Source organism: Shimia sp. SK013 (assembly GCF_001292625.1).
Classification (GTDB): domain Bacteria; phylum Pseudomonadota; class Alphaproteobacteria; order Rhodobacterales; family Rhodobacteraceae; genus Shimia.
This window is the reverse complement of record NZ_LAJH01000019.1, coordinates 35,018-49,518: the sequence shown is the minus strand read 5'-3', so window position 1 is coordinate 49,518 and position 14,501 is coordinate 35,018. Positions and strand designations below refer to the sequence as shown.

General features: G+C 57.4%; 11 protein-coding genes, 1 tRNA gene and 1 pseudogene. 10 read left to right on the top strand and 3 right to left on the bottom strand.

Annotation, left to right across the window (positions count from 1 at the left end):
* Window positions 1-67 precede the first annotated feature (67 nt).
* The 6 genes and pseudogenes from SHIM_RS20220 to SHIM_RS15840 form a co-directional block, all read left to right on the top strand.
* Window positions 68-499, top strand: a pseudogene (locus tag SHIM_RS20220) (DUF3131 domain-containing protein); the annotation flags it as partial.
* On the top strand, window positions 499-1,995 hold the full coding sequence (locus SHIM_RS15860; protein WP_054003659.1) for a hypothetical protein: 1,497 nt from the start codon (window positions 499-501) through the stop codon (window positions 1,993-1,995). The pseudogene SHIM_RS20220 and the gene SHIM_RS15860, both read left to right, overlap by 1 nt.
* A 131-nt stretch (window positions 1,996-2,126) precedes the next feature.
* Window positions 2,127-2,933, top strand: coding sequence for a molybdate ABC transporter substrate-binding protein (gene modA / locus SHIM_RS15855; protein ID WP_241488894.1), 807 nt, complete (start codon window positions 2,127-2,129; stop codon window positions 2,931-2,933).
* Entirely contained in the window at window positions 2,933-3,625 is a 693-nt protein-coding gene (gene modB, locus SHIM_RS15850) for a molybdate ABC transporter permease subunit (protein WP_054003666.1), read from the top strand. The genes modA and modB overlap by 1 nt, the downstream gene beginning before the upstream one ends.
* Complete coding sequence (gene modC / locus SHIM_RS15845; RefSeq protein WP_054003658.1) at window positions 3,622-4,704, top strand: molybdenum ABC transporter ATP-binding protein; 1,083 nt, start codon at window positions 3,622-3,624, stop codon at window positions 4,702-4,704. Before modB ends, modC begins: the two co-directional genes overlap by 4 nt.
* A gap of 231 nt (window positions 4,705-4,935) precedes the next feature.
* On the top strand, window positions 4,936-7,281 hold the full coding sequence (locus SHIM_RS15840) for a Tex family protein (RefSeq protein ID WP_054003657.1): 2,346 nt from the start codon (window positions 4,936-4,938) through the stop codon (window positions 7,279-7,281).
* Between the two features lie 12 nt (window positions 7,282-7,293).
* On the opposite strand, the gene aroQ is transcribed toward SHIM_RS15840, so the two are convergent.
* Together aroQ and SHIM_RS15830 are read right to left on the bottom strand one after the other, a co-directional pair.
* Window positions 7,294-7,731, bottom strand: a complete 438-nt coding sequence (aroQ, locus tag SHIM_RS15835; RefSeq protein ID WP_054003656.1) for a type II 3-dehydroquinate dehydratase — start codon at window positions 7,729-7,731, stop codon at window positions 7,294-7,296.
* Window positions 7,732-7,794: 63 nt separating this feature from the next.
* Window positions 7,795-8,235, bottom strand: a complete 441-nt coding sequence (locus tag SHIM_RS15830; protein WP_054003655.1) for an Lrp/AsnC family transcriptional regulator — start codon at window positions 8,233-8,235, stop codon at window positions 7,795-7,797.
* Between the two features lie 127 nt (window positions 8,236-8,362).
* Between SHIM_RS15830 and SHIM_RS15825 the strand changes: the two genes are divergently transcribed.
* Window positions 8,363-11,770 (top strand): indolepyruvate ferredoxin oxidoreductase family protein, encoded by a 3,408-nt coding sequence (locus SHIM_RS15825; protein ID WP_054003654.1) that lies wholly within the window; start codon window positions 8,363-8,365, stop codon window positions 11,768-11,770.
* A 48-nt stretch (window positions 11,771-11,818) separates the two neighbouring features.
* Entirely contained in the window at window positions 11,819-12,304 is a 486-nt protein-coding gene (locus tag SHIM_RS15820; RefSeq protein WP_054003653.1) for a RidA family protein, read from the top strand.
* Window positions 12,305-12,368: 64 nt separating this feature from the next.
* On the opposite strand, the gene SHIM_RS15815 is transcribed toward SHIM_RS15820, so the two are convergent.
* Window positions 12,369-12,445 (bottom strand) — tRNA-Met (locus SHIM_RS15815).
* A gap of 278 nt (window positions 12,446-12,723) precedes the next feature.
* Here SHIM_RS15815 and phnC point away from each other — a divergent pair.
* Window positions 12,724-13,533: a phosphonate ABC transporter ATP-binding protein gene (gene phnC / locus SHIM_RS15810; protein WP_054003652.1), complete on the top strand. Its 810-nt coding sequence runs from the start codon at window positions 12,724-12,726 to the stop codon at window positions 13,531-13,533.
* Between the two features lie 57 nt (window positions 13,534-13,590).
* Entirely contained in the window at window positions 13,591-14,493 is a 903-nt protein-coding gene (gene phnD, locus SHIM_RS15805; protein WP_054003651.1) for a phosphonate ABC transporter substrate-binding protein, read from the top strand.
* Window positions 14,494-14,501 lie beyond the last annotated feature (8 nt).

Sequence of the window (14,501 nt, the reverse complement as noted above, 5' to 3'; positions counted from 1 at the left end):
AGACACTCGCTTAGCAAAACAACACCATCTGTCTCAAAAGCCATGACGGGTTACATTCACCTACGACACTATTTTTTCTGACGGCTACCCATGGAACACCGTCACGCCGAGAGGTGACTATGTTCCCGACCATTCTGCGGTAGCTGCCAAAGCCGCACTGGGACTTTGGGCGCTTTGGGACACCGAGTACACGGACGTTCTTTATGAGGCGGTCATTGAGCTCTATGACCCGGAGAACGGCATGTATGAGGGGCTTTATGAGCGAGGCCAAGGTCGTGTGGCGATTTTTACTGCGAACAACAATGGCATCATCCTGACGTCACTGCTTCACAAGGTTCAAGGGCCAATCTTGACGCCTTACACGGGCGAGACCGAGGTCTGGTATACGGCCTACCGAGATCAGGACACCCGCGTCAATCGTAACTATCCCGATCCTCCACAAAAGGAAGATTGGCTGCCGGCCCTGCGCCACTCTGTTCAAGAAAGGGCGGATTTCTAATGACATTTATTCCTAGATCCATCGCGATTTTCCTTTGCCTGATTCAGATGCCGGGAGGGCTGAGTGCGCAAACCAGTTTCGACGCAGCAGAAAATCGTAGTTTCGCATCTGAAAACGCGATTCTGGACACGTCCATCCCATTCGCCATTGGAGCTCGAGAAGCACAGCAAGCTTTGCGAGGTTCGTTTGGCTGGCCAAATTTTCAGGAAGGTCTCGTGGAAGGGGTCTATTTTCGATTTGATCCGGACGGTTACGCGCGTTTCGCGCCCACCCCGAGATTGGACGTAGACGTCTTCGAGGTTATTTGTCGCCCGAGAACATATTCTTGTGCTGCCCGAAAAGAGGGCTTTGAGATGTTCCTCACCGATAGGGGGCAAATCCAGCTGAAACTGGAGAATGTGGCTTCTGGCGACACATTTCACGTTGTAGAAGGCGTGTCTGAAATACAAGTGCCGGTCCGGATACTTCAGCCGTTGGATTTCCAGTTGGAGATGCTGCTCGCCTCCGGTGGCGATTTTTCAGCAAGGCGCGGCGGCACAGAGGTTTTGCAGGTGTCTCTAAAAGGATTTGCGGCGGTTTCCGCCTACCTACGGTGGATTTCTGCACGGCAGAATTACGCGGTTTTACCAAGAGGGTGGCCGGTGCCAAACGGCGCGACAACTGACGCAGGTTCTACTGTCACTCAATCGTCAACGTGGGCCTCTCCAATGCCGCAACCCCAGGCACTTGCTCCTGCTGGCTCGCAGCAGCAGTTGCCGCAGATCACTTCTCCCTCGGGGGTCCCAACTCAGACTGAAGCAGGTGCACTACGGGCGGAGCTCGAAGAGTTAAAGCGACTGATGATGCAAGGAAACCTCCCTGCATCCGCGCCGCAGGCTCTGCCACCCGTCGTGGTGCACACCACGACACCGGCTGTGCCACAAGAACGCGATTTGGGGGGGCAAGAACTACTTGCGACAATATCGGCTTTGCAATCCGATCTTGACGCGCTGAAAACGCGGAGTCAGCACGTCCCATTGGCGGCCGAAACTGCGATTGAATCGGTTGGTCATTCTGCGGACATTGCGCCATCTCTACCGATGAATGACACGGCACAAAAAATGCAGTTCCTGATGGATAGCCTTGGTTTGGACATGCAAACCGCCGTGGCAGTCATACAAATGTCGCCCCAAGCGGGTGCCGCTTCGAATAGCCTTAATGCCGCGGCCTCTGGTAGCATGTTGGAGGTGCAAAAAACACCCGGGGCCGTCCTCGAATCTGCTCAGAATATGGCGGTGTTGCACGCGTCAAACCCTCCGGCTCAGGTCTTGTACCAAACTGATGTCGTGGACCAGATTTTGGCTGAAATAGAAGAGGAGATTGTCAGACCGAGGCAAGCCGCAAAGGGTTCTGACCTTGCGACGGGCCGCCCAACAATTGAGGACTATCAATTGCTTTCACGCTACTTCGTTTCAGTCGCGTTGCCAGCGTTATCGGCCATGGCACAGAAACCGTGAGGATTGGGTTCAAGAACGCGGGAGAGATGCGTTCGTTCGCGGACTGAGCATTGAACGCCGATAGAGTATTGAAACCGGTAAAGAAAAGACCTTGCGCCGGCGGCTAGGGACTGGATACTTCGGAGAGAAAATTGTCCCTTTCCAAGGTCCAAATGCAAAAACGACGCTCTTCTTTGTGTTCAGTAATAACGGCAGTTGCTGCAACCATTTGGATGTGCATTGCCGGTGCAAGCCGCGCCGACGTAAATGTCTTTGCGGCTGCCAGTTTGAAAAATGCACTGGAAGAGATCGCATCCCAATTTGCGCAATCCCATGAAGTCGACGTGCGACTGACGTTGGCTGGCTCGTCCGTTCTTGCGCGCCAAATTACTTTAGGTGCACCGGCAGATGTATATATCTCGGCCAACGTGGCCTGGATGGACTATCTTGTGACGAAGGGGAAGATCGCAGGAGGTTCTCTTCGTCGGGTCGCAGGCAATCAAATGGTTTTGGTTCGCCCTTCGAATTCGTCCAGAAACGAGTCCTTGGCACTGGAAGACGTTTTTGCGGGGAATGCAGAAGGCAGAATTGCAATGGCATTGGTAGAGGCTGTTCCTGCGGGGATATATGGCAAGGCAGCCTTGCAAACCCTAGAATTCTGGGATCAATCTTCGGCACGCGTTGTTCAAACAGATAATGTAAGAGCGGCCTTAGCGTTGGTAGCGCTTGGCGAAGTGTCTTGGGGCATTGTTTATGCCAGCGACGCCAAGGCGGAAAAGCGTGTGGAAATTGTGCATTACTTTGCCGCTGAGACGCATCCCGAAATCGTTTATCCGGCAGCGGTAATCGCGCGGTCGAAATCCTCCAGTGCACAAGAGTTCGTGGAATTCTTGGGAGGGGATAACGCGCGAAGGGTGCTTTCTGAAAATGGATTTGTTTTGCTGGGCGAGCCGCCATGATGGATTGGCTTGGACCAGAAGAATGGCAGGCAGTGGCCTTGTCTCTAAAAGTGGCGTTTTGGGCCGTTTTAGCAACCTTACCGCTTGGGATTCTAACCGCGTTTGCGATGGTGCGATGGCGGTTCGCAGGGCGCGATCTTCTGAATGTCATCATTCATCTACCTCTTGTTTTGCCTCCGGTTGTTACAGGGTACCTCCTGCTGCTGACCTTCGGCACTCAAGGCGCTGTTGGGCAGGCGCTGCAAAAGGTCGGTATCGTTTTTGCCTTTCACTGGACGGGCGCCGCTTTGGCCGCAGCGATCATGGCGTTCCCGTTGTTCGTGAGGGCTGTTCGCCTTTCTTTGGAGGCGGTCGATCCAAAACTCGAACAAGCGGCATCAACCTTAGGGGCTTCTAAACCGCGAATTTTTATCACGGTGACCTTACCGTTGATCCTTCCTGGAATATTAGCCGGGGCGGTTTTGGCCTTTGCCAAATCTATGGGCGAGTTCGGGGCAACGATAACATTTGTTTCCAATATCCCCGGGCAAACCCGCACGTTGCCCTCGGCCGTTTACGCCTTTTTGCAGGTGCCAGGTGGTGAGACGTCGGCGATGCGGTTGGTGATTGTGTCTATCGTCATCGCTTGTGCCGCCTTGGTTCTCTCTGAGGTTTTGGCGCGGCGGGTTTCGAGGCGGGTTGGCAAGTCATGACTCTTTCCGTCAAAATCAGACAAACATTTGAAGACTTTGCACTGAACATCGACTTTGAAGCGCCTGACGGTCTTACAGCGCTGTTTGGCGCCTCCGGATCGGGCAAAACCACTGTGGTCAACGCGGTCGCGGGATTGAGCCGACCTGATGAAGCAAAGATATCGGTCGGCGCGCGCGTGCTGTCGGACACGCAATCCCGAGTGTGGGTGCCGCCGCATCGTCGGGAAATTGGCTATATTTTTCAGGAGGGACGCCTGTTCCCGCATATGAGTGTGCGGAAAAATCTGTTGTATGGCAGGGCTTTGGCGCGTGATCGATCGGATGAAATCACATTGGACCGTGTGGTGGAAATGCTGGGATTGGGAGATTTGCTTGTTCGGCGCTCCGCGTATTTGTCGGGAGGTGAAAAGCAGCGGGTCGCCATTGGTCGCGCTTTGCTTGCGCGGCCGAACATGATCCTCGCGGACGAGCCGTTGGCCGCGCTTGATGAGGCGAGAAAAGCCGAAATCATGCCCTATTTTGAATTGCTAAGAGACGAGTTTTCCGTTCCAATTCTGTATGTTAGCCACTCCATAGCGGAAGTAGCGCGATTGGCGACCACCGTTGTGGCGCTAGAGAAAGGGAAGGTGTCTCGAGTGGGGTCTGCCGGCGCCGTGTTGAGCGATCCGGAGTTCACGCCAGCAGGGGTGCGGGCAGTGGGGGCGGTTCTTGAGGCGAAGGTCAGAGAGCATCACCGTGATGGGCTGACGGAACTGGATGCCGGAGGAACGGCGCTTTTCTTGCCAAAACTGGCGCACAAGGTCGGACGAACGGTCAGAGTGCGGATTGCCGCACATGATGTGATCTTGTCACGGGACGCACCTAAGGGGTTGTCGGCGTTGAATATTTTGTCCGGGAAAATTGCGGCCGTTCGCGCGGGTGACGGCCCCGGTGCAATTGTGTCGATAGACACAAATGCGGGGCGGGTTCTGGCACGGGTGACACGGCGGTCGGTTCAGACGATGGGGTTGGCAGAAGGGCAGGCCATTCATGCGGTGGTCAAATCTGTGGCCGTGGCGCCGGAAGATGTCGGGCGATAGACACGTCCCTACTGGTTAATGCGCTGAAAGATCAAAAAATCGATGTCTGCAACGCGTCGGTAATACGTCGGTTTTGCGACTGTGTGGATTTTCGGTTTGCCCCTATGAAACAGGCGTGCGGTGTTGCGTCGAAATTCTGTGGAAATTCCGACCTGCTTCGCCCTTGGCGGCGCACCGCGAGGCAGCTAGAAAGAGCATCCCAATGCCAAGAAGGAGCGCGCCCCAGTGCAGATGAGTGAGCAGGCCACCACCCGGATTTCCCGAACAATAGCCAATGAGATCGGCGCGTCCGCATCGCAAGTTGGATCGGCCGTAGGGTTGCTGGACGATGGGGCCACTGTTCCGTTTGTGGCGCGGTATCGCAAAGAGGCAACCGGCGGTCTGGATGACACGCAGCTGCGCACGCTTGCGGATCGTTTGGGATATTTGCGTGAGCTGGAAGTGCGGCGGGAAACTGTGTCGTCCTCGATCACAGAGCAAGGCAAGATGACCGAGGCGTTGGCCAAGGCAATTTTTGGAGCGGAGACCAAAGCGACGCTGGAAGATATCTATCTGCCATACAAACCCAAGCGGCGCACAAAGGCGATGATTGCGCGCGAAAACGGGTTGGAACCATTGGCGGAGGCGATTTTGTCGGATCGCGCAGCGGAGCCGGAGGCGTTAGCGGCGAGATATGTGTCCGACGCAGTGGCCGATGTGAAAGCCGCGCTGGACGGAGCGCGGGACATCGTCGCCGAAGGGCTGACCGAAAATGCGACGCTTTTGGGCGAGTTGCGCGCGTTCTTGCAAAAAGAGGCCCGCGTGTCTGGCAAGGTGATCCCGGGGCAAGAGCAGGCGGGCGCGAAGTTCTCGGACTATTTTGAACACACCGAACTGTGGTCCAAAGTGCCGAGCCATCGGGCTTTGGCGATGATGCGGGCCAGCAATGAAGGCGTGATCACGCTGGATATCGGGCCCGATCCCGAAGGTGGCAAAGCGCGTGCGGAGGAGATGGTGGCGAGCCATCTGCACACCAGAACCGAGGGTGCTGGCGACAAGTGGTTGCGCAAGATTTCCGGCTGGACCTGGCGGGTAAAGTTGAGCCTGACGATGACTGTGGATCTGATGGGCGAGCTGCGGCAGCGGGCACAGGAAGAGGCCATTCAGGTTTTTGCACGCAACTTGAAAGATTTGCTTCTGGCGGCACCGGCTGGCGCGAAGGCCACGCTGGGACTTGATCCGGGTATTCGGACGGGTGTGAAGGCCGCTGTTGTTGATGCCACGGGCAAGGTTTTGGATACAGCGACGTTGTATCCTTTTCAGCCGCGAATGGATGTGCGCGGTTCAGAAGCAGCCATTCTGGGGTTGATCGCCAAACACAACATCGAGTTGATTGCGATTGGTAACGGCACAGCAAGTCGCGAGACAGAAAAGCTGGTTGGGGACACGCTGAAACTCTTGCCCAAAGGTGTGGCCGCACCCACCAAAGTTGTGGTCAGCGAGGCGGGGGCGTCGGTCTATTCCGCGAGTGAACTTGCTGCGCGCGAGTTTCCGGATCTGGACGTGAGCCTGCGTGGCGCGGTGTCGATTGCGCGGCGCCTGCAGGATCCTTTGGCGGAGTTGGTGAAGATCGAACCCAAGTCGATTGGGGTTGGCCAGTATCAGCACGATTTGGATCAGCACCGACTTGGCAAGTCGCTTGAGGCCGTTGTTGAGGATGCGGTGAACGCGGTGGGCGTGGATTTGAACATGGCCTCTGCACCGCTGTTGGCGCATGTGTCCGGCCTTGGGCCTGGGTTGGCGGAGGCCATCGTGGCGCATCGCGACGAAAAGGGTGCCTTTGGCGCGCGCAAGGATTTGTTGAAAGTTGCGCGACTGGGACCGGTGGCGTTTGAACAGTGCGCAGGGTTTTTGCGCATTACTGGTGGATCAGAGCCTTTGGACGCCAGTGCGGTGCACCCGGAAGCCTATAATGTGGCGCGTAAAATCGTGTCGGCCTGTGGACGGGACGTGCGTGCGTTGATGGGCGACGGAGCGGCGCTCAAGCAAGTGCGAGCAGAGGAATTTGTGTCCGAGAAGTTTGGCCTGCCGACAGTGCGCGACATTCTGGGTGAGTTGGAAAAGCCGGGGCGCGACCCGCGGCCGACGTTTAAGACGGCGACGTTTGCTGATGGGGTTGAGCAGATCTCTGACCTTAAACCCGGCATGGTTTTGGAAGGCACGGTGACCAACGTCGCGGCCTTTGGTGCGTTTGTGGATGTCGGCGTGCATCAGGACGGGTTGGTGCATGTCAGCCAGTTGGCGGACCGGTTCGTGAAGGACCCGCATGAGGTTGTCAAAGCGGGCGACGTTGTGAAGGTGACGGTCGTTGAGGTCGACGCGCCGCGCAAACGGATTGGCCTGAGCATGCGCAAGGACGGCGGGGCCTCGGCCAAGCAGGATCGCAATGCGCGCGGTGGGGATGAGCGTGGCCGTGGTGGGCCCAAAGGCGGTGGGCCGCGCGGTGGCGGGCGTCCTCAGGCCAGCAAGCCGAAGGCAGATAGCGGCGGCAATGGCGCATTGGGCGCGGCGTTGCTGGATGCGATGAAAAAGCGCTAAAGGGCAGGGACGTTAGGCGAGCAACGTCCCCATCCGACGCATCGCGAGCGCGTAGCCTTCGACGCCGAAACCGGCGATCACACCATCGGCGCGTTGGCTGACGTAAGAATGATGCCGGAAGGCCTCGCGTTTGTGCACGTTGGAAATATGCACCTCAAGCACGGGACCGTCGAAGGTGTGCAGCGCATCCAGAATGGCAACAGAGGTGTGCGTATAGGCCGCCGGATTGATGATGATGCCGGCCGCGTTTTCGCGTGCGTCATGGATCATCTCGACGATCTCGCCTTCGTGGTTGGACTGCATGAGCTTGACCGACAGGGCGACGTCTTTGCCCACAGTGGCGCAGGTGGTCTCAACATCGTCAAGCGTGTCGTGGCCGTAAATCTCCGGCTGGCGTTTGCCCAGAAGGTTCAGGTTCGGGCCGTTCAGGATGTAGATCGTCTTGCTCATGGTCGGCTCCTGCCGTGTTCAGTTGTTTCGGAGTAGACGTTGAAGCGCCAATAAAGCAAGGGCTTAGCTCTTGATGTCGCGCAGAATGACGTTGGTCTGTGCCGAACTTACCGCAGGCAGGTCGAACAGAAAGCCTTCCATAAAGCGGTTGTAGGCCTCGATATCGGTGCAGAGTACGCGCATGTGGTAGTCCGCCGCGCCTGTGATTGCGAAGCATTCCTGAACCTCCTCTCGGGTGGAAACAGCGTCAATAAATCGCTTGAGATGCGCGGGGTCGTGGCGGGTGAGGTTCACGTGGACAATGGCGTGGAACGTTAGGCCGAGTTTGGCCGGGGCCAAGCGGGCGCCGTAGCCTTCGATCAAGCCTGCGCCCTCAAATGCGCGAATGCGGCGCCAGCAGGCGGAAGTGGACATGCCGACTTGTTCTGCAAGGTCGGCATTGGAGGCGCGGCAGTCGCGTTCCAATAGGGCCAATAAGTGGCGGTCTTTGGGGTCAAGGAGCATTGGTTCGATCTCTCAGAATTTTGTCCATACTTGGCACGTAAATTCGAATTTGGCCACATATCAGTAAAAGTTGGCACGAAATTCCCGCCTACGCGTGAGATTATAGAAGGCCAATAGGAGCGCGCAGATGACCAAAGCCAGCCACGACTTCAAAGGGTACGCCCTGTCAGACCGATATGATCACACCAAAGGGCGCGTGTTTTTGACCGGCACGCAGGCGCTAGCGCGGATCATGTTTGATCAAGCGCGGCGGGATCGCGACGCGGGGCTGAACACGGCGGGCTTTATTTCGGGGTATCGTGGGTCTCCGCTGGGTGCGTTGGATCTTGAATTCTGGCGCGAACGGCAGCGGGTGACGGACAACAACATCACCTTTATGCCTGCGGTGAATGAAGACCTTGGGGCGACCGCCGTTTTGGGCGCGCAGCAGGCGGTGCTGGACCCTGATTGCGAGGTCGAGGGCGTGTTCTCCATGTGGTATGGCAAGGGGCCGGGCGTGGACCGCTCGGGCGACGCGCTGAAACACGGCAATGCTTATGGATCGTCGGCCAAGGGCGGCGTGCTTGTGGTGGCGGGCGATGATCACGGCTGTGTCAGCTCGTCGATGCCGCACCAATCGGATGTCGCGTTCATGTCGTGGTTCATGCCGACGCTCAACCCGGCGAGCGTGGAAGAATATCAAGCGTTTGGCGAATTTGGCATCGCGCTCAGCCGGTTCTCGGGCACCTGGGTCGGTTTCAAGGCCGTGTCGGAGACTGTGGAGTCCGGTCGTTCGGTTGAAATCGTGCCGGATCGCACCTTTGCCACACCTGAGTTTGAGATGCCGGCGGGCGGGCTGCATGTGCGGCCCAGCGATTTGCCGAGTCCCGAGATTGAAACACGGATTGGCCACAAGCTGCGCGCTGTGGAGGCGTTTGTGGAGGCCAACCCGATTGATGAGCGTCTTTACGACATTGCCGATGCGAGTTTTGGCTTTGTGACTACGGGCAAAGGGCATCTGGACCTGATGGAGGCGCTGCGTCTGTTGGATTTGGATGAGGCCGCGTGCCGCCGGCTGGGCGTTGATATCTATAAGGTCGGCATGGTCTGGCCATTGGCGCGGCGCGACGCATTGGCGTTTGTGCATGGCAAAACCGAAGTGCTGGTGGTTGAGGAAAAGCGCGGCATCATCGAAAGCCAATTCAAGGAATACTTCTACGATTGGCCGGGCGATAAGCCTGAGCGCATGGTCGGTAAGCACCGCGCGGTGGGTGACCCGCTGTTGCCTTGGACGGGCGAGTTGAGCCCGCTGCAACTGGTGCCAGTGGTGGCGGAGCGTTTGGATCGGTTGTTTCCCGACGAAGGTCTGGCGGCAAAGGCCCGTGCGTTGACCGAAGAAAAGCCGCCGGTGTTGAATGTCACAGGTGCGACGCGCACGCCGTATTTCTGTTCGGGGTGTCCGCACAACACGTCGACCAAAGTGCCTGAAGGTTCCAAGGCTTTGTCGGGCATCGGCTGTCACGTGATGGCCAGCTGGATGGATCGCAACACCGGCGGCTATGCGCAGATGGGCGGCGAAGGCGTGCCCGTGGCCGTGGCGCAGAAATACAACGGCAAGAAACATGTGTTCCAGAATTTGGGCGAGGGGACGTGGTATCACTCTGGCTCACTTGCAATCCGACAGGCGGTGGCGGCTGACGCCAACATCACATTCAAGGTGCTGTTCAACGACGCTGTGGCGATGACCGGCGGACAGCCGGTGGACGGGCCGGTGTCGGTGCATGGCATCGCGTGGAATGCGCGGGCCGAAGACGTGGCGCGGATTGCCTTGGTCAGCGACGATATCGGCAAGTTCAAACGCGGTGATTTTCCGCCGGACACGTCGTTTCACGACCGAAAAGACATGGACCCCGTGCAGCGTGAGTTGCGCGAGATCGAAGGCGTGACGTTGTTGGTTTATGAGCAGACCTGCGCGACGGAAAAACGTCGTCGCCGCAAACGCGGGACGATGGAAGATCCTGACACATTTGCGTTTATCAATGATCTGGTCTGCGAAGGCTGTGGCGATTGTTCGGTTGAGAGCAACTGTTTGAGCGTGGAGCCGGTGGAAACCGAGTTTGGGCGCAAGCGGAAAATCAATCTGAGCACCTGCAACAAGGATTTCTCCTGTTTGAACGGGTTCTGCCCTAGCTTTGTGACCGTAACGGGAGCGAAGCGGCGCAAGAAAGACGGCAGCGATGTGGATTTGCCAGCGTTGCTGGCGGATGTGCCAATGCCGACTGTGCCCTCGTTGGACAAGCCGTTTGATTTGTTGGTGACGGGTGTGGGCGGCACAGGTGTGGTGACTGTGGGCGCGTTGATCACCATGGCGGCTCATTTGGAAGGGTTGGGCTCTTCGGTGCTCGACTTCACGGGTTTCGCGCAAAAATTCGGCACGGTGTTGAGCTATATCCGCTTGGGCACCAGCCCGGCGGCGGTCAATCAGGTGCGGATTGAACAAGGTGCGGCGGGTGCGGTGATCGGCTGTGACGTGGTGGTGAGTTCGGCCCCAAAGGCGAGCGTGCATTATCGCAAGGGTGCGCAGGTTGTTTTGAACACCGCGGCGATGCCCACTGGCGATCTGGTGCTAAACCGTGATGCAGACCTGAAGATCGGTCTCCGCGAGCAGGTCATTCGCCAAGCGGTTGGTGCCGAAAACGTACGGGCGATGGATGCCAACAAGCTGGCGGAGCGGCTTATGGGGGACAGTGTTTTTGCCAACGTGATGATGCTGGGCTTTGCTTGGCAACGTGGGTTGGTGCCGGTCAGCGAGACCGCTTTGAAACAGGCGATTTTGCTGAATGGCGTGGCAGTCGAGAAGAACGCGCGGGCGTTTGATCTGGGGCGTGTATTGGCGCATGACGCGGAGGCGATTTCGTTTGATGAGGCGCCGAAAATCGAGACATTGGACGAAGTGATCGCGCGCCGTGTGGCGTTTTTGACCGACTATCAGGATGCCAAATATGCGGCGCGGTTTGAGGCGCGGATCGCAGAGGTTCGGGGTGTGTTGCCTGAGCCGTTGGTGGAGCAGGCGGCGAAGTCGTTGTTCCGGTTGATGTCGTACAAAGACGAATACGAAGTGGCGCGGTTGCACATGCAGACCGGGTTTGAAGATCGACTTCGTGAAGAGTTCGATGGCGATTTCAAAGTGAACTATCATATGTCCCCGCCTGTGCTGCCGCTGGGCAAGGATGCGCGTGGACGGCCCAACAAGGTTGCGTTGGGGCCATGGATGCGGCCGGTGCTTGGGCGATTGGCCAAGATGAAAGGTCTGCGGGGTGGCGTGTTTGATCCGTTCCGCTTTAGCGTGGACCGCAAGCTGGATCGTGCTTTGTTGACGTGGTTTGAGGGCGTGTTGGATTTGGTGGTGGATCGCTATCGCCCGGCCACGCTAGAGGTTTGCGCGGCACTGGTGTCGGCGCCGTCTGACATTCGCGGTTACGGTCCGGTGCGCGAGAAAGCAGCGGAAGACGTGCGCGCGGCGATGCGCGTGCATGAAGATGCGTTGCGTGGGTGACAGCACAGCTGTGGCTGATAGGGTCGCGGAAAATTTAGGGAGAGAGTTATGTCTGTAATCGAAGCGCGCTTGGCGGACCTTGGAATGGTATTGCCTGCGGCGACCGTGGTTCCGGCCACGGTGCATTTGCCGTTTTCCTTTGTGAACCGGCAGGGCAGCCGTTTGTTGATATCCGGTCATCCGAAATCCAATGCGGACGGCAGCATTGGCGGCCCGTTTGGGCAATTGGGTACGGATATGACCACCGAAGAAGGGTATCAAGCGTCGCGCGAAATCGCGTTGGCGGTGCTGGCGAATGTGAAGGCCGAGATTGGCGATTTGGACGAGATCGCAGGATGGACGCGGGTTTTCGGCATGGTCAATTCCGCGCCCGGCTACGCCGAGCAGCATCTGGTGATCAACGGCTTCAGCGATGTGATCCTTGAGGTGTTTGGCCCGGACGTGGGGCGTCACGCGCGCTCGGCGATTGGCACCCATGGGTTGCCGATGAACTTTGCGATTGAGGTCGAAGGTGAGCTGGAGTTGCGCGCCTAAGTCACGCGGTGCAATTGGAAAAAATAAAGCCCGGATGGAAAACCATCCGGGCTTTGAAATTCTGTGGTGGCGGTACAGGGATTTGAACCCCGGACACGCGGATTATGATTCCGCTGCTCTAACCAACTGAGCTATACCGCCACGGTGGAGGCGATTTAGGCTTTCGAGCGCGCATGGTCAAGAGAGAAAACGCCAAGCCTCGCTTGGATTTTTTGGTTTCCGTGCCAATTTGAGAAATCTGCCAAGGCGCTCTCCCAAAAAACAGGTAATTTCAAGGAATTTGATGGCCAAAGCTTTGGTGGAGTATAGTCGGCGCAATCCGGAACACGCCGGCGACCGTTACAAAAAAGTTATGAAACCGACACGATTGCTTTGAGAAAGCGGCCTATTCACCGCCCCAACACAGTTTGGGGATAGCCGTGCTGAGAATCGAAGATCTGACCAAGTCATTTGGTCCAAATGTGGCTGTAGACGCGGCCAACATCACTGTCGCAAAACCTGCAATGATCGGCATCATTGGCCGGTCGGGTGCGGGCAAGTCCACCTTGTTGCGCATGTTGAATTGCCTGACGGAGGCGACCTCGGGCCGGATCCAGTTTGAAGATCAGGAGATCACGGCTCTGAAGGGGAGCGACAAACGTCGTTGGCAGTCCGAATGCGCGATGATTTTCCAGCAGTTCAACTTGGTTCCGCGTTTGGATGTGGTGTCCAACGTGCTGCACGGAACGCTCAATCAACGTTCAACTCTGGCCACGATGTTCAATCTGTTTCCGACATCCGACATTCATCGGGCCATCGACATTCTGGATCGTCTGGGCATTGCCGAGCATGGACCGAAACGCGCCGAAGCCTTGTCGGGCGGCCAGCAGCAGCGTGTCGCCATTGCGCGCGCCTTGATGCAGGACCCCAAGATCATTCTGGCTGACGAGCCGATCGCCTCGCTTGACCCGATGAACGCGCAGGTGGTGATGCAATCGCTGCGGTCCATCCACGAAGAAGACGGGCGCACGGTGATTGCCAACCTGCACACGCTTGATACGGCGCGACGGTTTTGTGACCGCGTGATCGGTATGCGCGACGGACGCGTCGTGTTTGACGGCACGCCTGAGCAGCTGACCACAGGCGCTGCCCGCGACATCTACGGCGCGGATGACAGCTTCAGCGAAGAAGCCACATCCACCCAGATCGAAACGCTCGGCCGCACAGAGGCGAACGAGATCGTTGCTTAACTTTCATCACAACCCTGCACACCAATGTGCGGGCAATTTACCAACCGGAGAGAAAAGATGAAAAAACTGATTGCTGCCGCACTGGCCACAACTGCTTTGACCGCACCGGTCATGGCTGAAGATATCAAAGAATTCCGCATCGGTGTTCTGGGCGGAGAAAACGCACAGGATCGCATGAATTCATACGAGTGCCTGCGTACCAAAACCGAAGACCTGTTGGGTGTAAAAACCAAAGTGTTCGCACCTGCCGATTATAACGGTGTGATCCAGGGCCTGTTGGGCGGCACCATCGACATGGCATGGCTCGGCGCGTCGGGTTACGCAAAAACCTTCCTGTCCGACCCAGAAGCGGTTGAGCCAATCCTCGTTAAAGTGAACGTTGACGGCGGCTTCGGCTACTACTCTGTTGGCTTTGCGCGCAAAGACGCGGACATCGAGAGCCTCGACGCCATGAAGGGCAAAGTCTTTGGCTTTGGTGACCCGAACTCCACGTCCGGTTTCTTGATCCCATCGATCGAAATTCCTGAAGCAACCGGCGCGACCATGACGTCCGGCGACTACTTCGGCGAAGTAAAATTCACCGGTGGCCACGAGCAGACAATCGTAGCGGTTTACAACGGCGACATCGACGCTGGCGTAACCTGGGCCGACGGTCTGGGCGAATGGGAAGACGGTTTCAACTCCGGCGCGCTGCGCAAGGCTGTTGATGCGGGTCTCGTAGACATGAACGAACTGGTTCAGATCTGGCAGTCCAAGCCGATCCCAGAAGGCCCAATCGTTCTGCGCAAAGCTCTGCCAGAAGCCACCAAAGTGAAAATGACTGCTCTGATGGCGTCGCTTCCGGCGATGGACAGCGAATGTGCTTACGGCGTTCTGTCGGGTGAGGCCAAAGGCCTGATGCCAATCGGTCATGACGCCTATGAGGTGATCATCGAAGCACGCAAACTGAAGTCCAACTAAAGTTTGCG